This window comes from Flavimaricola marinus (assembly GCF_900184895.1).
Classification (GTDB): domain Bacteria; phylum Pseudomonadota; class Alphaproteobacteria; order Rhodobacterales; family Rhodobacteraceae; genus Flavimaricola; species Flavimaricola marinus.
Genome location: NZ_FXZK01000005.1, coordinates 251350 through 276596, shown reverse-complemented (window position 1 = coordinate 276596; position 25247 = coordinate 251350). Strand labels below are relative to the sequence as shown.

At 65.0% G+C, this 25247-nt stretch carries 26 protein-coding genes; 16 read left to right on the top strand and 10 right to left on the bottom strand.

Annotation, left to right across the window (positions count from 1 at the left end; all coding sequences use genetic code 11):
* Positions 1 to 47: 47 nt before the first annotated feature.
* Both metG and LOM8899_RS14485 read right to left on the bottom strand, forming a co-directional pair.
* Positions 48 to 1760, bottom strand: a complete 1713-nt coding sequence (metG, locus tag LOM8899_RS14490; RefSeq protein WP_093992929.1) for a methionine--tRNA ligase — start codon at positions 1758 to 1760, stop codon at positions 48 to 50.
* A gap of 225 nt (positions 1761 to 1985) precedes the next feature.
* A complete protein-coding gene (locus tag LOM8899_RS14485; protein ID WP_093992928.1) occupies positions 1986 to 3212 on the bottom strand; it encodes an MFS transporter in 1227 nt (408 codons plus the stop codon).
* 263 nt (positions 3213 to 3475) lie between these two features.
* Between LOM8899_RS14485 and LOM8899_RS14480 the strand changes: the two genes are divergently transcribed.
* On the top strand, positions 3476 to 5062 hold the full coding sequence (locus LOM8899_RS14480; protein WP_093992927.1) for a calcium-binding protein: 1587 nt from the start codon (positions 3476 to 3478) through the stop codon (positions 5060 to 5062).
* 134 nt (positions 5063 to 5196) lie between these two features.
* On the top strand, positions 5197 to 6240 hold the full coding sequence (locus tag LOM8899_RS14475) for an aldo/keto reductase (protein ID WP_093992926.1): 1044 nt from the start codon (positions 5197 to 5199) through the stop codon (positions 6238 to 6240).
* Between the two features lie 53 nt (positions 6241 to 6293).
* On the opposite strand, the gene LOM8899_RS14470 is transcribed toward LOM8899_RS14475, so the two are convergent.
* Entirely contained in the window at positions 6294 to 6737 is a 444-nt protein-coding gene (locus LOM8899_RS14470; RefSeq protein WP_093992925.1) for a GNAT family N-acetyltransferase, read from the bottom strand.
* Positions 6738 to 6993: 256 nt separating this feature from the next.
* Here LOM8899_RS14470 and bcoG point away from each other — a divergent pair, with 256 nt between their 5' ends.
* The 3 genes from bcoG to LOM8899_RS14455 are packed head-to-tail and all read left to right on the top strand — an operon-like array spanning position 6994 to position 9966.
* Positions 6994 to 7908 (top strand): 3-dehydrocarnitine:acetyl-CoA trimethylamine transferase BcoG, encoded by a 915-nt coding sequence (bcoG, locus tag LOM8899_RS14465; protein ID WP_093992924.1) that lies wholly within the window; start codon positions 6994 to 6996, stop codon positions 7906 to 7908.
* The gene (locus LOM8899_RS14460) at positions 7905 to 8465 is read left to right on the top strand and encodes a lipocalin family protein (RefSeq protein WP_245820549.1); all 561 of its coding nucleotides are present in this window, start codon (positions 7905 to 7907) and stop codon (positions 8463 to 8465) included. Before bcoG ends, LOM8899_RS14460 begins: the two co-directional genes overlap by 4 nt.
* A gap of 37 nt (positions 8466 to 8502) precedes the next feature.
* Complete coding sequence (locus LOM8899_RS14455) at positions 8503 to 9966, top strand: carnitine 3-dehydrogenase (RefSeq protein ID WP_093992923.1); 1464 nt, start codon at positions 8503 to 8505, stop codon at positions 9964 to 9966.
* Positions 9967 to 9976: 10 nt separating this feature from the next.
* Here LOM8899_RS14455 and LOM8899_RS14450 read toward each other — a convergent pair whose 3' ends face one another.
* The gene (locus LOM8899_RS14450; RefSeq protein WP_093992922.1) at positions 9977 to 10837 is read right to left on the bottom strand and encodes a helix-turn-helix domain-containing protein; all 861 of its coding nucleotides are present in this window, start codon (positions 10835 to 10837) and stop codon (positions 9977 to 9979) included.
* 104 nt (positions 10838 to 10941) lie between these two features.
* On the opposite strand from LOM8899_RS14450, the gene LOM8899_RS14445 reads away from it, so the two are divergent.
* From LOM8899_RS14445 to LOM8899_RS14435, 3 genes are read left to right on the top strand one after another with little or no spacing between them, the layout of a single operon-like run.
* Complete coding sequence (locus tag LOM8899_RS14445; protein WP_093992921.1) at positions 10942 to 11145, top strand: DUF2061 domain-containing protein; 204 nt, start codon at positions 10942 to 10944, stop codon at positions 11143 to 11145.
* Positions 11138 to 12037, top strand: coding sequence for a fatty acid desaturase (locus tag LOM8899_RS14440; RefSeq protein WP_093992920.1), 900 nt, complete (start codon positions 11138 to 11140; stop codon positions 12035 to 12037). Before LOM8899_RS14445 ends, LOM8899_RS14440 begins: the two co-directional genes overlap by 8 nt.
* Positions 12038 to 12060: 23 nt before the next feature.
* Complete coding sequence (locus LOM8899_RS14435) at positions 12061 to 12963, top strand: EamA family transporter (protein ID WP_093992919.1); 903 nt, start codon at positions 12061 to 12063, stop codon at positions 12961 to 12963.
* Here LOM8899_RS14435 and LOM8899_RS14430 read toward each other — a convergent pair.
* Together LOM8899_RS14430 and LOM8899_RS14425 are read right to left on the bottom strand one after the other, a co-directional pair.
* Positions 12960 to 13673 carry an NUDIX hydrolase gene (locus tag LOM8899_RS14430; RefSeq protein WP_093992918.1) on the bottom strand — a complete coding sequence of 238 codons (714 nt, stop codon included), beginning with the start codon at positions 13671 to 13673 and terminating at the stop codon, positions 12960 to 12962. The two genes, LOM8899_RS14435 and LOM8899_RS14430, sit on opposite strands and share 4 nt — an antisense overlap.
* A gap of 4 nt (positions 13674 to 13677) precedes the next feature.
* Entirely contained in the window at positions 13678 to 14019 is a 342-nt protein-coding gene (locus tag LOM8899_RS14425) for a DUF983 domain-containing protein (RefSeq protein ID WP_245820552.1), read from the bottom strand.
* Between the two features lie 312 nt (positions 14020 to 14331).
* On the opposite strand from LOM8899_RS14425, the gene LOM8899_RS14420 reads away from it, so the two are divergent.
* From LOM8899_RS14420 to LOM8899_RS14405, 4 genes are all read left to right on the top strand, one after another.
* A complete protein-coding gene (locus LOM8899_RS14420; RefSeq protein WP_093992916.1) occupies positions 14332 to 14877 on the top strand; it encodes an EF-hand domain-containing protein in 546 nt (181 codons plus the stop codon).
* A gap of 86 nt (positions 14878 to 14963) precedes the next feature.
* A complete protein-coding gene (locus LOM8899_RS14415) occupies positions 14964 to 15563 on the top strand; it encodes an RNA polymerase sigma factor (protein WP_245820548.1) in 600 nt (199 codons plus the stop codon).
* Positions 15556 to 15912 (top strand): UPF0449 family protein, encoded by a 357-nt coding sequence (locus LOM8899_RS14410; protein WP_245820547.1) that lies wholly within the window; start codon positions 15556 to 15558, stop codon positions 15910 to 15912. Before LOM8899_RS14415 ends, LOM8899_RS14410 begins: the two co-directional genes overlap by 8 nt.
* A gap of 3 nt (positions 15913 to 15915) precedes the next feature.
* Positions 15916 to 16425, top strand: coding sequence for a periplasmic heavy metal sensor (locus LOM8899_RS14405; RefSeq protein ID WP_093992915.1), 510 nt, complete (start codon positions 15916 to 15918; stop codon positions 16423 to 16425).
* Positions 16426 to 16502: 77 nt separating this feature from the next.
* Here the strand turns inward: LOM8899_RS14405 and LOM8899_RS14400 are convergent, their stop codons facing one another.
* Entirely contained in the window at positions 16503 to 18005 is a 1503-nt protein-coding gene (locus LOM8899_RS14400) for a response regulator (RefSeq protein WP_093992914.1), read from the bottom strand.
* 94 nt (positions 18006 to 18099) lie between these two features.
* Here LOM8899_RS14400 and LOM8899_RS23720 point away from each other — a divergent pair, with 94 nt between their 5' ends.
* The 4 genes from LOM8899_RS23720 (at position 18100) to LOM8899_RS14385 (ending at position 21955) form a co-directional block, all read left to right on the top strand.
* Complete coding sequence (locus tag LOM8899_RS23720; RefSeq protein WP_245820546.1) at positions 18100 to 18378, top strand: DUF3572 domain-containing protein; 279 nt, start codon at positions 18100 to 18102, stop codon at positions 18376 to 18378.
* Positions 18375 to 19079 (top strand): HAD family hydrolase, encoded by a 705-nt coding sequence (locus tag LOM8899_RS14395; protein WP_245820545.1) that lies wholly within the window; start codon positions 18375 to 18377, stop codon positions 19077 to 19079. The genes LOM8899_RS23720 and LOM8899_RS14395 overlap by 4 nt, the downstream gene beginning before the upstream one ends.
* 86 nt (positions 19080 to 19165) lie before the next feature.
* Positions 19166 to 20725 (top strand): trimethylamine methyltransferase family protein, encoded by a 1560-nt coding sequence (locus tag LOM8899_RS14390; RefSeq protein ID WP_093992912.1) that lies wholly within the window; start codon positions 19166 to 19168, stop codon positions 20723 to 20725.
* 120 nt (positions 20726 to 20845) lie between these two features.
* The gene (locus tag LOM8899_RS14385; RefSeq protein ID WP_093992911.1) at positions 20846 to 21955 is read left to right on the top strand and encodes a GNAT family N-acetyltransferase; all 1110 of its coding nucleotides are present in this window, start codon (positions 20846 to 20848) and stop codon (positions 21953 to 21955) included.
* A gap of 86 nt (positions 21956 to 22041) precedes the next feature.
* Here the strand turns inward: LOM8899_RS14385 and LOM8899_RS14380 are convergent, their stop codons facing one another.
* Genes LOM8899_RS14380 through LOM8899_RS14370 form a run of 3 tightly spaced genes read right to left on the bottom strand, consistent with a single transcriptional unit; the run spans position 22042 to position 25192 of the window.
* Positions 22042 to 23682 carry a c-type cytochrome gene (locus LOM8899_RS14380; RefSeq protein WP_093992910.1) on the bottom strand — a complete coding sequence of 547 codons (1641 nt, stop codon included), beginning with the start codon at positions 23680 to 23682 and terminating at the stop codon, positions 22042 to 22044.
* A gap of 33 nt (positions 23683 to 23715) precedes the next feature.
* Positions 23716 to 24108, bottom strand: coding sequence for a carboxymuconolactone decarboxylase family protein (locus tag LOM8899_RS14375; protein WP_093992909.1), 393 nt, complete (start codon positions 24106 to 24108; stop codon positions 23716 to 23718).
* Between the two features lie 52 nt (positions 24109 to 24160).
* Positions 24161 to 25192, bottom strand: coding sequence for a zinc ABC transporter substrate-binding protein (locus tag LOM8899_RS14370; RefSeq protein ID WP_093992908.1), 1032 nt, complete (start codon positions 25190 to 25192; stop codon positions 24161 to 24163).
* Positions 25193 to 25247 lie beyond the last annotated feature (55 nt).

Sequence of the window (25247 nt, the reverse complement as noted above, 5' to 3'; positions counted from 1 at the left end):
GTAGGTGGGTTAGAGCCCACCATGGCTGCGCCTCGCCCGCATCCGCATCAGGTGCGGGTTCCGGCGAACCGCTCCGCCCAATCCGCGACCTCGTCGTCGGTCACCTTGCGAAAGGTCACGTTCGGCACGGTGAAGGCGTGACCGGGCGGCAGGGCGCTGAGCGCGGCCGCGATGTCGTCGGGCCAGTCGCCCAGATCGGTATGCATCGCCTCCATCAGCTCTGCGCTGGCATCGGGGATGAACGGCGCCGAGAGCACGGCATAGAGCCGGATCAGATTGAGCCCGAGCCGGACCTGCATGGCCGCGGTTTCGGGATCGGTCTTGATCGTTGTCCACGGGGCTGCCGCCTGCAGGTATTCGTTGCCGGCCGCCCAGATCGAACGCAGTTCGGCCGCGGCCCGCCGCACTTCGATGGCGTCCATATAGCCGTTGTAGGCCGTGAGCTTGGCGCCCAGATCCTCGATCAGCTGGGTTTCCCGTTCGCCGTAGGCCCCGCCGTCGGGCACCGCTTCGCTGAACTTCGAGCGGCAGAATTTGGTGATCCGGCTGACGAAATTGCCCAGCACATCGGCCAGATCCTTGTTCACCGAAGTCTGGAAGTTCTCCCATGTGAACTCGGCGTCCGAGGTTTCGGGGGCGTGGCTGAGCAGCCACCAGCGCCAGTAGTCCGGCGGCAGGATCTCCAGCGCCTGATCCATGAACACGCCGCGCCCACGCGAAGTCGAGAATTGCCCGCCGTCATAGGTCAGGTAGTTGAAACTCTTGATATAATCGACGAGCTTCCACGGCTCGCCGGTGCCCATGATCGTGGCCGGAAAGCCAAGGGTGTGGAAGGGCACGTTGTCCTTGCCCATGAACTGGGTGTAGCGGACGTCGTCTGCGCCCTTGTCGGTGCGCCACCAACGTTCCCAGTCGTCGCCCTTGCCCGCGTCCTGCCATTCCTGTGCACAGGCAATGTATTCGATGGGGGCGTCGAACCAGACGTAGAACACCTTGCCTTCCATGCCGGGCCAAGGCTCATCGCCTTTCTGAACCGGGATGCCCCAAGCCAGATCGCGGGTGATGCCGCGATCCTGCAAGCCATTGCCGTCGTTGAGCCATTTGCGCGCGATCGAGGTCGTCAGGATCGGCCAATCGGTCTTTTCGTCGATCCAGGCCGAGAGCTTTTCGCGCATCTCGGACTGGCGCAGGTAGAGGTGCTTGGTCTCGCGGATTTCAAGATCTGTGGCGCCGGAGATCGTGCTGCGCGGGTCGATCAGATCGGTCGGGTCGAGCTGCTTGGTGCAGTTGTCGCACTGATCGCCACGGGCACTGTCGAAACCGCAGTTGGGGCAGGTGCCCTCGATGTAGCGATCCGGCAGAAACCGGCCGTCGGTGGGGGAATACATCTGTTTTTCGGAGACTTCGCGGATCAGACCGGCGTCGTCGAGCAGTGCTGCAAACGCTTGCGTCAGGCGATGGTTCTGCGCCGAGGAGGAGCGGCCGAAGTGATCGAAGCTCAGCCGGAAGTCGGAGGCGATTTTACCTTGGATTTCATGCATTTGGTCGCAGTAATCGGCAACCGGAAGGCCGGCCTTGGCGGCGGCGATTTCGGCGGGTGCGCCATGTTCGTCAGTCGCGCAGAGGAACAGCACTTCGTGGCCGCGACCGCGCAGATAGCGGGCATAGAGGTCGGCGGGAAGTTGGCTGCCCACGAGGTTGCCTAAATGCTTGATCCCGTTGATGTAGGGGATTGCAGAGGTGATCAGGTGACGGGCCATGGGTGCGCCTTTGCAGTGTCGATTGGTGCCGATGTAGCCCTACGAACGGCAAAGGTAAACGGGGTCGGAGGGGGTTGTGGTCCGACGTCGGTCATCCGTCGGTATCGAGGCGGTCTCGTTTTCGGCACGGGCCGGATTAACGCACCGCACTCCATGTCAGGCGCCAGCACGAGCGGCGACAGCCGCGAGATGGAGGAATCGCGCCCGGAGGGCGCGGCCGCTGGATCAGTCCTTCTCACGTGTCTTGCCCAGGAGCCGCCCGATCCAGAACGAGGTGCGCGGGGCATAGACATAGCGCGTCCGGATCTCCGATGCCGGCCGCGCCCGCATCCGCAGCAGCCCGAATCCGATCAGCCCGATATGCGCCACCGAGATCAGCCCAAAGAGCGATGCCGCTCCGAAACCCCCGATCAGGGTCGAGGCCAGATAGGGCGCTCCGATGGCCCCGACCGCATAGAAGAACATCAGAGCGGCGGAGAGTTCCACCCGCTCTTCGGCCGTCGCGAAATCGTGCGCATGCGCCGCCGAGACGGAATAGATCGGCACCGTCGTCAGGCCGAACAGGGTGGCCGACAGCATGACTCCGATAGGTCCGGTGCCTGCCAGCGCCACCGTCGCGCCGCAAGAGATCACCGAGGCCACCGAGAGCCAGATCAGCACCCACCGCCTGTCGAACTTGTCGGCCAGCCAGCCGGTCGGATATTGCGAGATCGCGCCACCGGCCACATAGGCGGCGAGGAACAGGCCGATCTGGTCCGCGCCCAGCCCGACCTCGATCCCGTAGATCGGCCCGACCATCCGGAACGAGGCCCCCGAAACCGCCGAGACGATACAGCCGGCCACGGCCAGCGGAGATCGCGCCCATGCGAGAGCGGGCCTCAGTCGCCCGGTTTGCGGCAGCTGCGGTTGCGGCATCCGGCTGATCCCGAGCGGCAGGATCGAGGCGCAGCACAGGATCGTCAGCAGATTGTAGGCGATATAGGTCTCCATGTCCGCCAGCGCGCCGATCATGAACTGCGCGGCGAAGCTCGCCGAGATGTCCACCACCCGGTAGCCTCCCATCGCCCGCCCCCGCGTCTCATTGGTCAATCGCGCCTGTAGCCACGCCTCGATCACCGTGTAGCACCCGGCCACGCAGACCCCCGAGGCGATCCGCATGAGCGCCCATGCCAGCGGGTCGGTGATCAGCACGTGCCCGGCCAACCCGATCGCGCCGAGGGCCGTGAAGCTGGCGTAGGCCCGGCTGTGTCCCACCTCGGCCATCAGCCGTGGCGCCCACCAGCAGCCGATGAAGAACCCGAAGAAATGCGCCGAGCCGAGAAAGCCCACTTGCCCCGCGCTGAAACCGGCCCCGAGACCGGTGAGCGCGTCGAGTGGACCGACACCGCCCGAAGACAGTTGCAGCAGGCAGACCGACAGAAGGAGGGGCACGAAGGCGAGCATCAGGCGCATTTCGCGAGAATGTGCCTGCCGCGCGTCGGGCGCAATGGGCAAACGCCGGGCCGGCGCTTGTCGCGGGCTTGCGCCCCCGACGCCGCCCCGCCCGCCGTCCCGTCCACCGTCCCGTCAGCCGCCGCGCCCTTTGGCCGATCCGGGGCGGGTAACCCGGTATTGACAGCCCGCCCGCAGGTTTTCCAATCTGGGCCCATTGCACCTTTGGATATTCAGAAGCCACCAATTTCAGCCCCTTATCGTGGGACATCAGGGAGAACATCATGGTCACACTCGTTTCGGAAACCACCAACGGATATGATGCAGTCGTCGCCGGGACGCATATCGTCGAAGGCAATGTCGTCGTCGGGAACGCTGCCGATGCCATCGATTCCGCCATTGAAGACGTCACCATCCTCGTCGAAGGCACCGTCGCGTCGGACAACGGAGCGGCCATCGATTTGAACGCGGCCAGAGACTTTGCGATCATTTCCTTTACCGGGTTTCTCTATGGCGGCACCTTCGGGGTCGCGCTGAATTCGACGGAGGGCGGTGTTGTCAACAATGGCATGATCACATCCATCGACGACGGCATCTGGATCACCGGAACGGATGCCACGATCGAAAACAACGGCTCGATTTCCAGCATGACCACCTTTGGTCTCGATATCGACGGTGCGAGTGCCAGTGTCATGAACGCGGGCACGATCACCGGCATCTCCGGGGTTCGCGTCGATGGCGTCGGCCTGCATCTGGAGAACAGCGGCACCATCGTCGGTGACAACTATGGCCTCGATATTCAGGCGACTGGCGCGGAAGTCCAGAATTCGGGCGATATATTGTCGGCCAATCAAGGCGTCTCCTTCAATGGTGGCAATGGCTCTCTGGTCAACAGCGGGACCATCAGTTCCGATTTGAGAGCTGTGTATTTCGGCAATGACACGGCATCGAACGTCGAGGTCACGCTTGTCAATTCCGGAGAGATCACCGCGCTGGCCTCGGCCGTCGTGGGGGTATCGGGGATCGTCGTCGTGACGAATACCGGCACGATATCGGGGGGCGATACCGGGATCGACACCGACACCGATACGACATTGATCCTGGACAATGCCGGCACCGTCGTCGGCACCGACCAGCATGCGATCGATACCGGCAATATGGACGACGAGGTCGTCAACAGCGGCACGATCCTTGGCGCGATCGACCTTGCGGCCGGTGAGGACGCGATCGTCAATTCTGGTTCGATCACCGGGGAGATCGATCTCGGCCAGGATGCCGATCTCTATCTTGGCCGCGCGGGCGAGGTCGCCGGGGATGTGCTGGGCGGGGATGGCGACGATTTCATCCTTGGCGGCGCCGTGGGCGAGAGCTTTTATGGTGGCGACGATGCCGATCTCGTCTTTGCCGCGGGGGGCGACGATTTCGTCTATGGCGATGACGGTGGCGACATTCTGGCTGGAGGCGCGGGCGACGATCAGATCTTTGGCGGCGAAGGCTCTGACCTCATCGTCGCCGGCGAAGGCTCCGATATTCTGGCTGGCGGCGGGGGCTTTGACTACCTCTACGGCGAGCTTGGGAGTGACTATTTCACCTTTTATGAGGTCACCGACAGTGCCGTGGGCGGCAGCCGTGACGTGATTGCCGATTTCGAGGTCGGCGTCGACTATATCGACCTGTTCCCGATCACCGCCAACCTCGATTTCATCGGGGCGGCCGGCTTTAGTGCCAGCGGTGGCGCCGAGATCAGGGTCACCAACGAGGGTCCGGTGAACAGCCTCGTCCGCTTTGATGCCGATGGCGACGGGTCGACCGACATGGAGATCCTGTTGCTGAACGCGCAGGGCCTGACGGCGGCCGATTTCGGGCTCTAGCGCCTCACGGCCTGGCCCCACCAAGGCGGGCTCGCCCGGGCGGCACCCGAGCGGGCTGCGGTCCTGCCCTTGCGGATCCTGCCTTCCCGGCTAGAGTCACCGTTCAACGCAATTTCCCGAGGTAGAGCACCGAAATGAAACAGATACCCCTTGGCCGGGCCGGTTTTACCGTGTCCGAATGGTGCCTTGGCACGATGACCTATGGTAACCAGACCCCGCAGGAGGACGCCCATCGCCAGATCGATATGGCGCTGGATGCCGGGATCGATTTTCTGGACACCGCCGAGATGTATCCGGTGAACCCGGTCACCGCCGAGCGTGCCGGGAAGTCCGAGGAGATCGTGGGCAATTGGGTCAAAGCCTCCGGTCGTCGCTCCGAGGTGAAGATCGCCACCAAGATCACCGGCCCAAACCCCGGCTTCAAGCGCGAGGGCAAGGGATTTGACGGGAGCAACATCCGCGGTGCTGTCGAGGATTCGTTGCGCCGGTTGCAGACCGACGTGATCGATCTCTATCAGCTGCATTGGCCGGCCCGGGGCAGCTATATGTTCCGCCAGAACTGGACATTTGATCCCAGCTCGCAGGATCGTGCCTCCAACATCGCGCATATGGATGAAATCCTTGGTGCGATGGCCGAGATGGTCGCCGAAGGGAAGGTCCGTGCGTTTGGTTTGTCGAACGAGAGCGCCTGGGGCACCTGCCGTTGGATCGACCGGGCCGAGGCCGTTGGTGGCCCGCGCGTCGCCTCGGTTCAGAACGAGTATTCGTTGATGTGCCGCCTCTATGACACCGACATGGCCGAAGTGGGTGTGAACGAGGATGTGACCTTGCTGGCCTTTTCGCCTTTGGCGGCCGGCATTCTGACGGGCAAGTATCTGGGAGGCGCGATTCCCGAGGGCTCTCGTCGGTCGCTGACCCCGGATATGGGCGGCCGTGTTGCGCCGCGCGAGGAGCCGGCGGCCCGCGCCTATGTCGAGCTCGCCAAGCGCCACGGTCTTGATCCGGTGCATATGGCGATGGCCTGGCAGACGACCCGTCCGTTCCCGAATTGCCCGATCTTTGGCGCGACGACCTCGGCCCAGTTGCAGCAGATACTCGATGGCTATGGTGTGGCCCTGTCTGACGAGGTGCTGGCCGAGATCACCGAGACCCACAAGGCGCATCCGATGCCGTATTGACGGCGGAGGACGGGGCGACGCGCGCGTGCCGCGACGCCCCGCCCGCCCTCCCGTCAGAGCGCGACCCGGAATCCTGCGCCGGGGGCCGGCCGTTCGGTGAGCCCCATGGCCCGGTAGGCCGCCGCAGCGCCGGGATTTTGTGCGCTGCTGGCGATGGTGAGCTGCGAGGCGGATGCTTGACGCGCCACTGTGGCGGCGGCCCCGATCAGCGCCCGACCCACCCCTTTGCTGCGCCAGTGGTCGACGACGTAGAGCTGCGCGATGTCGAGCCCGTCGTGCTCGTCCATGGGCCGCCAGACCCATTCCAGCGCGGCATAGCCGATGGGCCGGTCGGTTTCGGCGATGAGTGCAGTGACCCGCCCGCTGTCGAACAGCGTCAGTTGCAGCCGTTCCAGCCCGGTTTCGCAGGGCTGGTCGTGATAGGCGCAGAATTTGCGCATCAGCCCGAGTAGGGCGGGAATGTCCGAGGGTCTTGCGGGGCGGATTGTTGGGATCATCGTCGTCTCCGAAGCGGCCGCTTGGACGATCCTTTGCGCTCACCGTCCTTGCGGCGGCGGGTGTCATTTCAAAAGGGAAAGGGACCGGCTGCCGTTATGTGCAGGCGGTAAAGACGGCCGTGGCGATGGGGTTGCGCTTGGTCATGCCGGGTGTTTGCCATTTCGCGTCGCTGTCCGTCAAGGTTTTGCCGCCACTGTCGCTTGCGCCCGATTGCGAAATCGCGGACGGTTGCCGACGACAAGGGAGGCCGCGCGAATGCCATTAGAGATGAGCCAAGAGGTGTTTATCACCTGTGCCGTGACCGGATCGGGAAGCACGCAGGACCGCAGTCCGCATGTGCCGCGCTCGCCGCAGCAGATTGCGGACAGCGCCATCGAGGCCGCCAGGGCGGGGGCCGCGATCGTGCATTGCCATGTTCGTGATCCGGAAACCGGCGTGCCGTCGCGCCGCGCCGAGCTGTACCGCGAGGTCACCGACCGCATTCGCGCCGCCGAAGTGGATGTTGTCCTGAACCTGACCGCCGGCATGGGCGGCGACATCGTCTTTGGCGGCGTCGAGCAGCCTTTGCCTACCGTCGCCGGCACCGATATGGTCGGTGCCACAGAGCGGGTCGCCCATGTGGCCCAGTGCCTGCCCGAGATCTGCACCCTCGATTGCGGCACGATGAATTTCGCCGAGGCCGATTACGTTATGACCAACACGCCGGGGATGCTTCGTGCGATGGGCCGGATGATGACCGATCTGGGCGTGAAGCCCGAGATCGAGGCCTTTGACACCGGCCATCTGTGGTTTGCCAAGCAGTTGGTGGCGGAGGGCGCATTGGATGCTCCGGCCCTCGTGCAGCTGTGCATGGGCGTGCCCTGGGGCGCGCCCGATGACCTCAACACCTTTATGGCGATGGTCAACAACGTGCCGAAAGACTGGACCTTTTCGGCCTTTGCGCTGGGCCGTCATCAGATGGCCTATGTCTCTGCCGCCGTGCTGGCAGGCGGTCATGTCCGTGTGGGGCTGGAGGACAATCTGTGGCTCGGCAAGGGCGAATTGGCCACCAATGCCCAGCTTGTGGACCGCGCCGTCGGCATCGTCGAGCGCATGGGCGCCCGCGTCATGGGACCGGAGGCGGTTCGGGCCAAGCTGGGTCTGACCAAGTGCGCCCCGGTGGCGCTGTGAGGGCGGCGCTGGGGCTGGCCGTCGCACTGGCGCTGAGTGCCTGTATTCCCGGACCGGACGGAGAGCCTGCCGTCCCGTTGTTTGAATCCTACCGCGATACCTCGGTGCCGATTGCCTCCAAGGCCCTGTTCGAACCCGATCGCTACCTCGGCCTGTGGTACGAGGTGGCCCGGTTTCCCAACGTGTTCGAGCGCGGCTGCGTCAATGTCACGGCCGAATACGGGATGCGCGAGGATGGGTTGATCTCGGTTCTGAACTCCTGCGGTTCGGCGGAGGACGGATCGGTCAGCACCATCGAGGGCACGGCCGAGATCGTCGGGCCGGGGCGGCTGAAGGTCCGCTTTGCCAGCGTGCCCTTTGTGGCCGGGGACTACTGGGTTCTGTGGGTCGACGAGGGCTATCGCACGGCGGTGGTCGGCAATCCCGATGGCACCACGGGCTGGATCCTGAACCGCGATCCGGTGATCCCGCAGGACCGGCTGATCGCCGCCCGCGAGATACTGGATTTCAACGGATACGATGTGTCGCGCCTGCAAATGGTGCCGCAGGGGCAATGATTTGGGCGGTCCTCGACCGGCCCCACAAGGGAGAGGCGTGATGGCAACGGCGGCAATCATCGGCGGCGGCGTGATCGGCGGAGGCTGGGCGGCGCGTTTTCTGCTCATGGGGTGGGACGTGCGGGTGTTCGACCCCGACCCGGAGGCCGAGCGCAAGATCGCGGAGGTGCTTGCCGGGGCGCGGGCCTCGTTGCCCGGACTGGCCGACGTCGCGATGCCGCAGGAGGGCCGCCTGACGTTTCACCCGACGATCCCGGAGGCCGTGGCGGGCGCCGAGTGGATTCAGGAGAGCGTGCCGGAGCGTCTGGAGCTCAAGCGCAAGGTCTATCAGACGGTGCAGGAGCATTGCGCGCCCGACGCGGTGATCGGCTCGTCGACCTCTGGTTTCAAGCCAAGCGAGTTGCAGGGCGATGCCGTGCGCCCGGGCCAGATCGTGGTGACCCATCCGTTCAATCCGGTCTATTTGCTGCCGCTGATCGAGTTGGTGACGACCGAGGCGAACCCTGTCGAATTGGTGGATCGTGCCAAGGCGGTGCTGGAGGGGATCGGCTGCTATCCGCTTCATCTCAAGAAGGAAATCGATGCCCATATCGCGGATCGCTTTCTTGAGGCGGTCTGGCGCGAGGCGCTGTGGCTGATCAAGGATGGCATCGCGACGACCGAGGAGATCGACAACGCCATCCGCTATGGCTTTGGCCTGCGCTGGGCACAGATGGGCCTGTTCGAGACCTATCGCATTGCGGGCGGCGAAGCCGGGATGCGCCATTTCATCGAGCAATTCGGCCCGTGCCTCAGCTGGCCGTGGACCAAGCTGATGGATGTGCCGGACCTCGACGATGCGCTGATCGATGCCGTGGCGGGACAGTCCGACGCGCAGTCGGGCGCCTATTCGATCCGCGAGTTGGAGCGGATGCGCGACACCAATCTGGTGAGTATCCTGCGCGGCCTGAAGGCGCAGAATTGGGGGGCGGGGGCGCTCTTGAAGGCGCAGGATGTGCGGATGTCGACTTTGCCGGAGCGTCTGGAGGACGTGGCCGACCTTTCGCAGCCGATCCTGACCGTCTCCCAGGCGGTACCGCTGGATTGGACCGACTACAACGGTCATATGAACGAGGCCCGCTATCTGACCGCCTTTGGCGACGCGACCGACCGGATGATGCGCCTTGTCGGCTGTGATGCGGATTATGTGGCCAGCGGCGTCAGCTTTTTCACCGTCGAGACCCATATCCGCCATCTGGACGAGGCCAAGGCGGGCGCCCGGATCCGGGTTGAAAGCCAATGCCTCGAGGGGCAGGGCAAGCGGATGCATCTGTTCCACCGGATGTATGGGGGCGAGCGGCTGTTGGCGACGGGCGAGCATATGCTGATCCATGTCAGCCTCGAGACCCGGTCATCGGCGATGCCCGATGATCGGGTGGCGGTGCCGATGGCGCGTCTGGCCGAGACCCATGCGGGTCTGCCCCGCCCGGAGGGTGCGGGGAAGGCCGTCGGCGTCCGTTGAGCAGGCCCGCCTAGCGCACCTGTCGCCGCAGGGCGTTGAGGTGATCGGCCAGTGTGTGCGCGGGCACTTCGGCCGCCCGGATCAGCCCGTCGAAATGCCGCGTAATCGCTTGCACCCGTTCGGTATCGCGAAACACCAGATAGTTGCTGCCCAGATAGACCGACGCCAAAAGCGGCCCGAAGATCGTCACCGGGGCTGAAAACAGCTTGCGGGCATCGAACAGATAGAGCCGCAGCGTCGGATAGAGCTGTTGGTGCAGGTCGATCAACTGGTCGATCTGATCGCGCCGGACCTGCGCCGGCAAACCGTCGTAATAGCCTGTTCCGGTAGCGAATTCCGCCAACTCATGCACCGGCAGCGCGATCTCGAAATCCGAGCGCGCGCCGCGCATCAGGTTGAGCCTGTCCTGGCTGGCGCCGATCGCCTGATCGATCGTCCGCCCCAGCGAGGGCGTGTATTCCCAGCGCAGCATCGCCTCGGTCTTGAGCATGTCGGGCAGGCCGGCGGGCACATGCCGGATCTTGTAGCCCGCCGCCTCTTGGTGCCAGCCAAAGATATGCTCGTCGACCAGCGCCCGCGGTGCTTCGGGCATCGACATGGCGGCGGCGATCAGGTCGGCCGCCCGCTCTGGCCGCTCGGACAGGCCCAGAAGCCAATCCGCCGAGACCCCGAGCGCCGCCGCACAGGACGCCACCAGATGCGCGTTGGGCAGCCGCGATCCGTCGTCCTGCATAAGTTGCGAGATCGTCGACCGATCCACCCCTGCGGCGCGGGCGAGGGCGCTTTGCGTGCTGTGCCGTTCGGCCATCGCGGTCTGAAGCCGGGTGCGGAACAGGGCGGCGCGATCCCGTTTGTCTACTTTTGTCAACATGCGGGCATAAATATACCATCTGTCGTGTTTTGTTAATCAGAAACAGAATGGTCGGTTGTGCGTGCCGGGGATAGGAAAAACCTATCGTAAACAAGGAGAACGACATGGAGAGCCGCAAGCGGTCCGTCATCAAGGCCGTGATCTGGAACCTTCTCGGGCTGCTGATCATGGCGATCGTCGGATTTGCGATGACCGGATCGTTGAGCACGGGTGGCACGATGGCGCTAATCAATGCGGCCTTGGGCCTGACCATGTATTTCCTCTACGAACGGCTCTGGGCCGGTATCCGCTGGGGCCGCAATGCGTGACATTCGCCGCGCACGGCGGGTGGAGTGGCCGACCCTTGGCCTGATCATCCTGTGCTATGTGGTCTGGGGCGGCGCGGTCTGGGCGCTTTCGACCTTGTCCTTGTGGCTGGCCGTCCCGGTGGCCGGGGTGGCAGCGGCGTTTCATTCCTCGCTGAGCCACGAGGTCGTGCACGGACATCCGTTTGCCGACCGTCGCCTGAACGAAGCCCTGATCTGGCCGGTCCTTGTGCTGGCCGTGCCTTACGCCCGGTTTCGCGACAGCCATCTGGCGCACCACCACGACGCCATCCTGACCGATCCCTATGACGACCCCGAGAGCAACTACCTCGACGCGGCCGATTGGGAACGGCTGCCGCTGCTGCTTCGGCTGATCTTTCGCGCCAATGCGACGCTCGCCGGTCGGTTGATCGTGGGGCCGATCCTTGGCCAGATCATGTGGATGCGAAGCGATTGGCGGGCGATCCGGGCCGGAGACCGCGCCGCACTGGGCGGCTGGCTGTGGCATCTGCCCTCGCTGCTCGCCGTCCTGTTCGTGGTCTGGCTGTCGCCGATGCCGCTGTGGGCCTATCTGATCGTTGCGTGGATCGCGCTGAGCCTGCTCAAGATCCGCACGTTTCTGGAGCATCAGGCCAGCGACAAGCCCCGTGGCCGCACCGTCATCATCGAAGACCGAGGCCCGCTGGCGTTGCTGTTCCTTAACAACAACCTGCATGTAGTTCACCATATGCATCCCAGGGTGCCGTGGTACCGGCTTCCGGCGCTCTACCGGGCCAATCCGAACCGCTATCTGGGCTGCAACGGCGGCTATCGCTATCGCTCTTATGCCGAGGTTTTCGCCCGATATTTCTGGCGTGCCAAGGACCCGGTGGTGCATCCGCTCTGGCGCAGATAGGCCGGCTCTGACATAGCGGTCTCATGGATTGGTGGATCGTGATAACGCTGATGGCCGCGACGGCGCAGACCGGGCGTTTCGTGCTGCAAAAGCGGCTCAAGGGGACCGGGCTGTCCACTGGCGGCGCGACCTTTGCCCGATTTGTCTATTCCGCCCCTTTGGCCCTGCTGGGCATGTTGGCCTATAGCGGCGCGAGCGGGCAGGGTGTTCCGGGCCTGTCTTGGAGCTTTTGGGCCTATGCGCTGGCCGGCGGCACGGCGCAGATCCTTGCCACGATGTGCGTCGTGGCCTTGTTTTCGCACCGCCATTTCGCGGTCGGCATCACCTTCAAGAAGACCGAAGTGCTGATGAGCGTGCTCGTCGGCCTGATCGTGCTGGGCGAGGGGGTCTCTTGGCTGGGCCTTGCGGCGATCGTTCTGGGGCTGATCGGCGTGCTGCTGCTGTCGGACCCGCCGGGGGGCGAGGGTGCGTGGCTGCGCCGGATCGCCAACCGGGCGGTCGGCTTGGGCCTTGCCTCGGGCGTGATGTTCGCGGTGTCGGGCGTCGGCTATCGCGGCGCATCGCTGTCTCTTGAGACGGGCGACAGCTTTCAGCGGGCGCTGGTCACGTTGGCCTGCGTGACGGCGTTTCAGCTGGTCGCCATGGCCCTGTGGCTGGCGTGGCGCGAGCGTGGCGAGATCACCCGCGTGCTGGCGGCGTGGCGGGTGGCGGGCCTTGTCGGCCTGACCAGCCTCATTGGGTCGGCCTGCTGGTTCACCGCCTTTACCTTGCAGACAGTGGCCTATGTCAACGCCGTCGGCCAGATCGAGGTGATCCTGTCGCTAATGGCAGGGGCGCTGATCTTTGGCGAACGGATTTCGGCCCGGGAATGGCAGGGCGTTGTACTGGTCGGGTTGAGCGTGCTGGCGCTGGTCTTGGTGACCTAACCGGCGAGGGGGCTGACCCCGCCGAGCCGGGTGACCAGATGCGCCTCGTCGTCGTTGCGAAAGAACGGCACCCGCTCTGGCGGGCCGGGGTCGTCCAGCCGGTTGGCGAGTTCGGCCAGCACCACCTCTGTGATGAAGGGCAGGTCGAAGGACCGGGCCTCTTCGAGCGGCACCCATTGCAGGAGGCTGAGCTCATCCGAGGCCAGTTCGAAATCGTCCGGGTCGGTGGCGAGCGCTGCGGCGTCGGCCAGAAAGAACCGGGCGTCGAAGCGGCGCGGGCGGCCGACGGGCGTCACCGCGCGGAACACGAATTGCAGGGCGCTCGCGTCGGGGAGGTGCCCCGTGGCGGCAAAGCCTGCCCAGTCGGCGGGCGGGTCGGGCCAGACGCCGGGGCGGCCGAGAACTTGCCCGGTCTCCTCCCACAGTTCGCGGATCGCGGCGGCGGCGAGGGTGTCGGGGCTGGTGCGGCTTTCCTCGGCCAGCCGGGCAGCGCAGGTGCCAGAGACGTTGGCGGCCAAGGGGATCGCCGCGTCACCGGGATCGACGGCCCCTCCGGGAAACACGAACTTCATCGGCATGAAGGCGGCAGACGCGCCGCGTTGCCCCATCAGGATGGCCGGAGTGGTCGTTCTGTCGCGTAGCAGGATGATGGTTGCGGCATCGCGCAAGGCGGCCTTGTCGGTGCGTGCCGAAGTGCCGGAGCCCGTCACCCGGCTAGGCCGGAGCGCCGAAGCCGTGCATCCGCCGCGCCCATTGGATCGCCACGACGACCCCCTTGAGCCGCGGCAACAGATACAGGGACAGCGCCACGCAAAAGATGGTGAACCCGGTCGCCATCACCCAAGGGTCGGGCCGGAACTGGGTGAACACGATGTGGATCAGCGGGGCCATCAGATGCCCGACGATCAGGATCGTCAGATAGGCCGGCCCGTCGTCCGCCCGGTGGTGGTAAAGCTCCTGCCCGCAGACGGCGCAGGTCTTGTTCACCTTGAGATAGCCGTCAAACAACTGCCCGCGCCCGCAATTGGGGCAGCACCGCCGAAAGCCGCGCAGCATTGCGGGCTTGGTCGGGCGCTCTTCATTCGAGGCGAGGTTGGCCGAAGCGATGGCGTCTGCGTCGCCGCTAGCGGCGGCGTTCTGGGGGACGTGCTGTGACATGAAAACGATCCTATCTCACGCTTAACTGCGCCATCTGCGCTGAAAAGAAAAGCCCCCAGGGCGCTGTTGCGGCGGGATGTCGCCCCCGGCTGCAAGCGCCTGCAAACTATTTACGCAGACCTGCGACGGAACCCGGGCCGGTGCGCGTTGAAGAAGCATAACCGGCACAGAAGGTCGGTGAAAACAAGGCGTAACACAAGGAAATATCCGATGAAAACCACACTGTTGATGAGCGCGATCGTGGCCGGGCTGTTTGTCACGGCGGTCGACGCCCAGGAACGCGGCGTTGGTGGCCCGAACGGCCCAGATCTGGAGTTCTCGACGCTCGACAGCAATGCCGACGGCATGCTGACACCGGAGGATCTCGTGGCTCTGCAGGCCGAACGGTTTGCCGCTGCCGATACCGATGGCGACGGCGCCCTTTCCGAGGCCGAGCTGATCGCCCGTGCCACTGCCGATGCCACCGAGCGGATGCTCGAGCGGGCCACCGAGCGGGCCAGCCGGATGATCGACCGGTTGGACGCGAACGACGACGGTCTGCTGCAGGCCGACGAGATGAACGCAGGCCCAGAACAGGGCATGGAGCGCATGTTTGCCCGGTTCGACACTGACGAAGACGGTGCCATCTCGGAAGAGGAGTTCGCCGCCGCTCTGGAGAAGATGGCCGACCGCCGCGGTGATCGCGATGGACGGCGCGACGGTGAAGGCCGCCGTCACCACGGCGGAGGGGACCATGGTCCTCGCAACCGCGGCTGATCCACGGCCTATCCGAGATCAACGGGCAGGGGGGCGCGCCTCCCTGCCATGGACGCGACGACGCAACGGGGCTACGACGATCAGTGATGATGAGCGCACAGATCAAGGCGGACGAGACCCAGGAGGCGCCCGATACGGACGGGGCGCTGCTGGTGGCCTATGCCAATGGCGATGCCACGGCCGCAAGGGATTTGATGATCCGGCTGACGCCTCGCGTGCTGGCTCAGGCCAACCGGTTGCTGGCCGATCAGGCCGAGGCCGAGGACGTGGCCCAAGAGGCGATGATGCGCCTTTGGAAGATCGCGCCGGAGTGGCGGCAGGGCGAGGCCCGCGTGAGCACTTGGCTTTACCGGGTGACGGCAAACCTGTGCACCGACCGGCTGCGCAAACGGCGCACCGTGCCGCTGGACGCAGTGGCCGAGCCGCTGGACGATACGGATTCGGTGGCCGATCAAATACAGGGCCGGTCGCGGCTCAAGGCGCTTGCCGACGCTCTGGCCAGCCTGCCCGACAGGCAGGCACAGGCGGTGAGCCTGCGGCATCTGGAGGGCCTGTCCAATCCGGACATCGCCGCCATCATGGACATCAGCACCGAGGCGGTCGAAAGTCTGACTGCCCGTGGCAAACGCGCGCTTGCGGCTGTGCTGGCCGGACGCAAGGCAGAACTGGGGTATGACGATGGTTGAACCGACAAAAGCAGAGATGGACGCCCTCGACGCGCTCTTGGCCGATGTGGCGGGTGCGCCCGACCCGGTGCCCAGCGACGATCTGATGGCCCGCATTCTGGCGGATGCCGAAGCGTCCCGCCCGGTGCCCGCTGCGCCGCCAGAAGCGCCGCGGCTGGGCTGGCGCAACTGGCTGGCCACCCTTGGCGGCTGGCCTGTGCTGGGCGGCATGGCGATGGCCGGGGTGGCCGGGCTATGGCTCGGTGTGGCGCCCCCCGCCGCGGTGGACCAGATGGTCGCCGAAATGCTGGGCGAGACCGTGAGCGTGGATTTGCTGGGTCTGACCGACCCGTTCGAGTTGGAGGGCTGAGCTATGACATCTGAACTGGACAAGGTTCCCGCCCCGCCCTCTGGCTGGCTGCGCGCCGTTTTGGTGATCTCGCTGACGCTCAATCTGCTGCTCGTCGGCTTGGCCGTCGGGACGGCCTACAAGTTCAAATCGGCCGGCGGACCTCCGCGCAACTACGATCTGTCGCTCGGGCCCTTGGGGGCGTCGCTGGATCAGGATGCCCGGCGCGAGCTGGGTCGGTCGCTGAGCCGGATGGAGGGTGCTCGCCTGCCGCGCCGCGAAGAGCGGGGGCGGGCGGTTTCGGAGTTGGCCGGCGTGCTGGTCGAGGAGCCGTTCGACCCTGACGCCTTGGCCGCGATGTTGAGCAGGCAGCGCCAACAATGGAGCGGGGTTCAGGACAGCGCGCAGGCGGCCATGGTGGCCTATATCGCCGCGCTGACCCCAGAAGCGCGGGCGGACCTTGCGGACCGATTGCTGCAGCAGGCCGGCCCGCGACGGTCCGACGACAATCGGGGCGACGATCGCCGCGACTGAGCCGTCGCTGCGAAGGCATGAATGCGTGAAACGGGGTCGGCATCTGCCGACCCCGTTTTCGTTCGCGTGCCGAAGCGTCAGGCGGCGGTGCTGCTGAGGGTGACCATGTTTCGGCCCGCGGTCTTGGCCGCGTAGAGCGCCGCATCGGCGCGCGCGTAGAGCTCGCTGATGCCGGCCTCAGACTGGCAGTCTTCGGAGCCCATTGCGACGCCGACGGAAATCGTCACAGGCACATTGATCTTGGACAACTTGTTGGTCGTGGATTCCAGTGATGTGACGTCGAAGCTCGTGTCGCTGATGGCGCGGCGTAGCTTTTCGGCCAGATGCCGGGCGTCCTCCTGGGTGGTGTTGCCCATCGCCACAAGGAATTCCTCGCCACCGATGCGGGCGACGAAATCGCCGCTGCGCAGGGTTTCGCGAAGCCGCTGCGCGACGTTGATCAAGACCCGGTCGCCGACGATATGGCCATGCCGGTCGTTGATCAGCTTGAAGTGATCGATATCGATGACCATGGCGGCAAAGCTGCGGCCGGTGCGGGAGACATCCGCTGCCATCCGCGACAGCTGCGACAGCGCGTAGCGCCGGTTGTAGAGCCCGGTGAGCGGGTCGGTGATTGCCGCCTCCAAGCCGCTCTTGACGCTGGCACGCAGCTGATCGAAGGCGATCTTGTGCTTGAGCAAGGCTTCGATGCGGTGCGCCAGTTCGGCGCTGCTGACCTGATCGGTGACGAGGTCGTTGGCGCCGAGATCCAGCGACATGGCCGCGAGGTCGGGCGCGTCCTCGGGCAGGATCACGAGTTGCGCGGCGTGGCGCAGCGGCGAGCGGCTGCGCAGATCGGCGAGCAATCGGAAAAGATCGCCCGGCCCAAGCCCGCCGGCGACGCTGTCGATGATGAACAGATCGGGGTCCTGTCCGGCGTCGATATCGGGGAAATCGGCCGAAGGTGGCTGCAGGTCGATGGTGAAATCCTTGCCTTCCGCAACCTCGTTGAGCGCGGGACCAAGCGCCTTGGGCCGCCGGGTCAGCACGACGATCCTGCGGGAGTGGCCGAATTCGGTGCCCTCCTCGGCAAATCCGAGCGCCATCTGCATTTCGGCGCGGGGCCGCAACTCTGCCGCGGCATCCCTCAGCCGCAGCAGGCTGCGCAGCCGGGCGAGCAGCACCGGCCGGTTCGTGGGCTTTTCGAAGACATCCGTGGCGCCGGCCCGCAAGGCCGCGAGCCGGGCCGCATTTCGCCCCGGTTCGACCATCGCGATGACGGGGACGGGGGCGTAGATCGCCGCGCCGCGGGGTTTCAACGTCTTGATGTCGGATTTGGAGGCGCAATCCCATGACGGCGCATTGCGCCGCCCTGCTGCCGGCCCGCACGTGCCTGTCACTTCGCTACAGAAGCCAAGTGCAGCGGCGGCGGTCGTACCGATATCGAGCAAGATCGCGTCCGGAGCAAAGGCCGCCATCTGTCCGCGTGCCTCTGCCACGCTGGAGCAGCAGAAGACGGTATAGTGCGCTGCCTCCAACGCGGAGCGCAATGCGATCCGATTGGTCGCGATGCTCTCGACAATCATCAGTCGGCCCGACATTCTGCAACCCTTCCTTGGGCGTTTCGCCCTTCCCCTCACAACATGCGGCTTCAATGGTTAAGAAACAGTTTCCACATACCCCAGAGGTGGCGAAATGACGCCTAATCAAGCAGAAACCGTTGCAATTCAGGCGCTTGGCTGGCTCGCCTCGAACGACGAACTATGGCCGGTTTTTCTGGGTTCAACCGGGGCGAGTGCGGAGGATGCGGCCGCTCGCGCTGTGGATCCCGCGTTTCTGGCCTCGGTGCTCGAATTCCTGACGATGGACGACTCTTGGGTGATGGAATTCTGCGACAGCGTGGCCGTCCCCTACGAGACGCCGCTGCGTGCCAGATACGCTCTGCCCGGCGCCGAAAAGGTCGAGTGGACGTGAGCGCCCCGCCGATTCAAGCGGTTGTGTTCGACAAGGACGGCACCTTGTTCGACTTTCACGCCACATGGAGCGCATGGTGCCAGAACTTTCTGATTTCGGAAGCCAAGGGCGATTCTGTCCGGCTGGCGGCTCTGGCGGATGCGCTGGGATACGATCTAGCGGGGCACCGGTTTCTGCCCCACAGCATCGTCATCGCCCATACGACCGAAGAGATCGCGCAGGCGCTTTTGCCACTGTTTCCGGATGACACGCGGCGCGGGCTGAGCGACCGGATGAACGGCATCGCAGAGGACGTGCCGCAGACCCCGGCGACGGACCTCGCGCCGTTCCTGACGGAGCTTCGCGGCATGGGGCTGGCCCTCGGCGTGGCCACCAACGATGCCGAGGCACCGGCGCGCGCGCACCTAGCTGCGGCGGGCGTGGAGCCCCTGTTCGATTTCATTGCGGGCTACGATTCGGGTTTCGGAGGCAAGCCGGCGCCGGGACAGCTTCTGGCCTTTGCCAAGGCCGCCGGGGCCGCCCCTGCCGCCTGTCTGATGGTCGGTGACAGCCGGCATGACCTCGTCGCCGCGCGGGCGGCGGGGATGCGCCCGGTGGGCGTTCTGACCGGGCTTGCCAGGGCCGAGGACCTGGCGCCGCTCGCCGAAGTGGTCCTGCCTTCGATCGCCACCCTTCCGGCGTGGATCGCGGCACAGCGATGACCTGAAACCGACCTCTGGCGTCGTGGACGGATCGGCGCTCTGTCCACGCCTGAGACAGTCTGGAGCCACCTCTTGGGAGCTCTGACATGGCCGACGACATCCTTCGCAAACGGCGCAGCGGCGGCAGAGCCGCCAACACCGCCCGGCGCAGCCAATCCCTGTTTGCGCAGATGCCGTGGCGGATTCCGCTGAACACGGATCGCCCGACGGAGCCGCTTCGCGAGGAGGGTGTGCAGGCGATCCACGACGGGGCAATGCGTATCCTCGAGGAAATCGGGATCGAGTTTCTGAACGAGGAGGCGCTGGAGCTGTTCCGCGAGGCGGGATGCACCGTGAACGGCACCAATGTGCGGATGGGCCGCGATTGGGTGATGGAGATGCTGTCCACCGCTCCGGCGCAGTTCGACATCACCCCGCGCAACCCGGATCGCAAGATCACCATCGGCGGCGGGCATATCCTGTTCGGCAACGTCTCGAGCCCGCCCAACTACTGGGATCTGGAGATCGGCAGGAAGGTCTCCGGCACCCGTGCGCAATGCGCCAATCTGTTGAAACTGACCCAGTATTTCAACTGCATCCACTTTGCCGGCGGCTATCCTGTCGAGCCGGTCGACGTTCATGCCAGTGTGCGCCATCTGGACGTGGTGTTCGACAAGATGACGCTGACCGACAAGGTCGCCCATGCCTATTCCCTTGGGGCAGAGCGGGTCGAGGACGTGATGGAGATGGTCCGGATCGCGGGGGGGCTGACCGAAGAGCAATTCGCCGCCAAGCCGCATATGTATACCAACATCAACTCGACCTCGCCGCTGAAGCACGACATTCCGATGATCGACGGCTGTCTGCGCTGCATCCGCAAGGGGCAGGCGGTGATCGTCACCCCCTTTACCTTGGCGGGCGCGATGGCGCCGGTGACCATGTCGGGCGCGGTGACCTTGTCGATCGCCGAAGCCTTGTCGGCGATCGCCCTGTTCCAATACGTGCGCCCCGGAGCGCCCTGCGTGATCGGCACCTTCACGTCGAACGTGGACATGAAATCGGGCGCACCGGCTTTCGGCACTCCGGAATACATGCGGGCGACGCAGATGACCGGTCAGATGGCCCGGTACTATGGGCTGCCGATGCGGGCGAGCGGCGTGTGCGCGGCGAACGTCCCCGACGGGCAGGCGATGTGGGAAACCAGCAATTCGCTGTGGTCAGCTGTCCAGTCGGGCACCAACATCGTCTATCATGCGGCGGGATGGCTCGAAGGCGGCTTGATCGCGAGCCCGGAGAAATTCGTCATGGATTGCGAAGTGATCCAGATGATCCAGCGGTATCTGGAGCCGGAAGTAGTCGCCACCTCCCCGGACGATATCGCGATTGATGCTATCAAGGAGGTCGGGCCCAACGGCCATTTCTTTGGCATTCAGCACACCCAGGATCGGTACGAAGACGCCTTCTATCAGCCCTTTGTCAGTGACTGGCGCAACTACGAGGCTTGGGAGTTGGCGGGTGGTCTGTGGACTGCCGAACGGGCGCACCGGCTCTACAAGGAGATCGTCGCCGGGTTCGAACCACCGCCGATGGACGACGGGATTCGCGAGGAGCTCGAAGCCTTTGTGACCCGGCGCAAGGCAGAAGGCGGGGCTCCGACGGATTTCTGACCGGCGGCCCTGTGGCGAGCGACCCTCCGGGGGCCGTATTTGGGGCCAAAAGAAGCACAAAGGCGCTCTGGGCTGGGCGCGTCCGCCAAGATACACTGTCTCCATCAAGGAGGTACGGTGATGAGTATTGAGGTGAGGCAGGGGGACTTTGCCGCGTTTTTCGACGCACCGTTCGCGGCCTATGGGGCGCAGAGCGGCTATGTCTCTCCGCTGAAGTCGGACCTGAAACGGTTTCTCGACTTGCACAAGAACCCGTTGTTTTCCGATCCGGGCAGCGATCTGTCTTATTGGACCGCGCATCAGGGTGGCCGGATCGTCGGGCGGATCACGGCGCATGTCCACGGGGCGTCGAACCGGGTGCATGGGCTGAGACGGGGCTACTTCGGATACTTTGACTGCGTGGACGATCATTCGGTTGCGATGGCTCTCTTGCAGCAGGCCGAAGGTTGGCTCCGGGCCAAGGGGCTGACCGAGATCATGGGCAATTTCAACCTCACGGCAATGCAGCAGATCGGAGTCGTCACGGATGGCTTTGACGCGGCGCCCTATACCGATCTGGTATGGTCGCCACCCCATATCGCACGGCTGCTCGAGGCAAACGGCTATGCGCCCAGCTTTGGTATGACCACGTTCGAAGTGGACCTGACGACGGCCAGCGCCCCTGCCATCGGGCCTAAGCAACAAGCGATACTCGACGATCCCGCGTTCAGCTTTGCCCCGATCAGCCGCGCGACGATCCCCACCCGGATGGAGGAGGCGAGGCTGATCCTCAACGCCTCTTTCGCGAAGAACCCGATGTTCGTACCGGTGAGCGCAGAGGAATTCCACTTTCAAGCCAAGGACATGAAATGGGTGATGGACCCCCGGATCTCTGCCGTTCTGCATCACAACGGAACACCGGCGGCTTGCATCATCTGCATCCCGGACCTCAATCCGTTCCTCAAGCGGATCGGCTCGCGGATGCGGCTTAGCGCGCCATATCATTTCATCCGGCACCGGATGACGAACCGGCGAGCGGTGCTGATCTTTTCTGGGGTCATGCCCGACCTGCAGGGGCAAGGGATCAATCCGGTGGTCCTGCGGCGGGTGATCCTCGCGGCGCAAAAGGCCGGCTACACCCATCTCGGCAACACCTGGATCGGGGACAGCAACGGGGCATCGCTGGCCCAAAAGGAAAAGTCGGGCGCCCGCAGGCTGCACCGACTTCACCTTTTCGGCAAGGCGCTCTGAGCTTCATCTTGGCCAGAAAACTCAAAAATCATGAGCAGCCGAAGGCTGCGGAAAAGATGTCGCGCGCGAAGCGCGCGTCCGCCGGATCAGAGCAGCTTGAGGTATTCCAGCAGAGCGTCCTTCTCCGCCTCGCCGAGCACGTCGAAACCGACCTCGTGCCCCCCGGCGGACAGCCCGAAGGCCGCGGTGTCGACCTCTGCCGGGATCGACCACGGCACGTAGTCCGCTGGCGGCGACAGGTCGATCCCGACACGCGCCAGATCGAGCCGGTGGCCGCCTACCTCGAACACCGCCGGCCGGGTCTCGGGCCGCATCATGTGCCACAGGGTCGGGACGGCTCCGTTATGGAAATAGGGGGCCGAGGCCCAGATGCCCGTCAGCGGTGGGGCGGTATAGCCCGTTACCGTGCGCGCGTTGATATAGGGCCCGAAGGTGCCGCCATTGACCGCGTCGGCGATGGTCTGGGTCAACAGCCGCGCCCGCTGCGGGTCCGTGCCGATGTCGCCCTCCCAGTTCGGAAAGCTGGTCAATTCCGGGTTGGTCAGGCTGTCGTCGTAGCTGCCGTGGCATTCCGCGCAGCCGGCGGCGTAGATCTGCTGACCGGTGGCGGCGAGCGCCATGTCGATCTCTCCCGGGAAGGGCTGCGGTGCGTAGTCCTGCATCCAGGCCGTGATCGCCGTGGCGTCGTCGATATGCGCTTCGGCCACCGCCTCGGTCACACCCATGGAGGGCACGGTGAAATAAGCGATGATCCCGGCCAGCCCTCGCCTGTGCGCATCCGTGATGTCGGCCGCCTCGATGGCCACCGAATGATCGATCCCGGCGATTGCGTAGGTGCCCGAATTGAGCAGCTTCGTCCGCCACAACCGCCCGCCCAGATCGGGAACGGAGTTGAAGATGCTCTCGGTCAGCACCACCCCTTCGGGGATCAGCCCAAGCCGGTTTTGCAGGCTGTCGAGCCCGTTGGTCGCCCCTGCAAGCGAGGCCCGGAACGGCAGCAGCCGACCGAATTCGGCGTCCCGCTCTGCAATCGCTTGCTGGAATTCGGGCAGGATCGCATAGCGCAGCGTCAGCCGCTCGCGCCAATCGGTCTGCGGATAGAGGCTGTCCATCACACTCATCAGCTTGCCCGCGTCGCCCGCGTAGTCCCGCACGGCGGTGAAGAGCGTTTGGGTATAGGCCTCCAGGTTGATCGACCCGTTCGGCATCCCAAGCCAGGTGCGCGTGGTATCGGGGCTGCCGTCCGGCAGATACATCACCGAGGAATGGCAGGAGGCGCAGCCGATATTGGCGACCGTCGCCCCGACAGGCGGCCATGTGTTCAGCGCGGTGCCGACATTCTGCCCCAGCGGGCTGAGCAACGGCGGCTCCTCCAGCCCTGCGGGCCAATTTCCGATGCTGGTGGGGCTGTGAAACCCGAATGACCGGTAGATGCCCGCGATATCCGCCACGCCGGCGGCCTCCGCGTCGCCGTCATGGGCTTGCAGCGCCAGCGCGGCGTTGGCCAGTTTCCACGGCGAGGCCGAGGTGCGCAGGGTGTCCGAACTGAGCGCCCCCCAATCGCCGAAGGCGAAGGTGATGATGCCCTCGTCGGAGGCATCTCGCGCCGTGGGCAATGCCCGGGCAAAGGCCGTCGAGGGCGCGGCGAAATCAAAGGCGCCGGGCCGCAGGGCTGTGCCTGCGCCGACGATCAGGGCCGCAAGGCCGATCAGGAGCGTCCGTTTCATGGCCCCAGTTGTGACGCCTTAAGCCGTTGTTGCCTAGTCGGGTTTTCCTGTCTCGCCGTCGATCTCGGCAAAAACCTTGCGCGCCACCCGGAAGCATTCGACCCCTTGCGGCACCCCGCAGTAGATCGCGATGGCGTGCAGGATGGATTGCACCTCGCCGCGGCGCACCCCGTTGTTGAGCGCCCCTTTGAGGTGCAGTTCCCATTCGTGCATCTTGCCCAGTGCCGCGATCATCGTGAGGTTCATCATCGAGCGCGTCTTGGCGTCGATGGTCTCGTCCCCCCAGCCAAAGCCCCAGCACCACGCGGTCATCGCCTCTTGGAACGGTTTGGAGAAATCGTCGGCGTTGGCCAACTGCGCCTCGACGTAGTCGGCCCCAAGTGTCGCCTTGCGCTTTTCCAACCCGAGCTTGAAGAAATCGTCCATCTGCGCCTCCCATTGCGGTTCAGCCGCAGCAGAGGGCAAAGTCCGACAGGCGTCAATCGCCGCTGAGGCAGGTCTCTAGGGCGGTGCCCAGATTGCGCAGAAGCGCGTCGTAGAGATCGGGGCCGGGGGCGAGCGTGATCCCTTCGCTGTCGGCGGGCTCCAGCCGTGCGCCCGTGCCTTCGGCCACGAGCGTGGCCCAGGCGGGGTTGGTTTGCGGATCGGTCAGGATACAGGTGATCTCTTCGGACCGGGCCAGATCGCGCAGCTCGGCCAAGGCGCCGGGCGTCGGCATCTGGGCATCTGACAGACTGATCGTGCCGGTGGCCGGCATGTCGAACCGCGCCTCGAAGTATTGGAACGCATCGTGCGGGACGATGTAGCCACGCCCGGCCAGCGGCTCGAGTTGTGCCGTCAGGTCATTGATAAGCTGGGTATTCTCGACGGCGAAGCCTTCGGCGTTCTGCAGGTAGAGGGCGGCGTTGTCCGGGTCTTGGGAGGCGAGCGTCGCTGCGATGGTCATGGCCCAGTCGCTGGCCACCTGCGGATCGAGCCAAGCGTGCGGATCGATGCTTGCGCCATCGTGCATGCCGTGTTCGTCATGGTCGTCATGGTCGTCATGGTCGTCATGGTCGTCATGGTCGTCATGGTCGTCATGGTCGTCATGGTCGTCATGGTCGTCATGGTCGTCATGGTCGTCATGGTCGTCATGGTCGTCATGGTCGTGGTCGTGACCATCGTCCCAATCCCGGAGCGGCAACGTCTGCCAGCCGTCGGTGTCGAGCAGCGCGATCCGGGTGGCTTGGCCGCCCAAGGTCTCGACGGGTTCGGCCAGCCACGGCGTCAGCCCGGCCCCGACCCAGAAGATCACCTGTGCGTCGGCCAGCGCGGCCGCGTCCGAGGGCCGCAGCGCGAAATCGTGCGGCGAGGCGCCCGGCGGCAACAGCAGATCCGGCGTGCCGGCGCCCGCCATGACGGTGGCGGTGATGCTGTGCAGCGCCGGGGTGTCGACCAGGACGCGCGGGGCATCGGCCATGGCAGAGACGGGCAGGGCAACGAAAGGGACAATCAGAGGCAAACGGGACATGGGGACTCTTGCGGTTTGGGACATCAATCGCTAAACTGATATGTTATAACGTAAC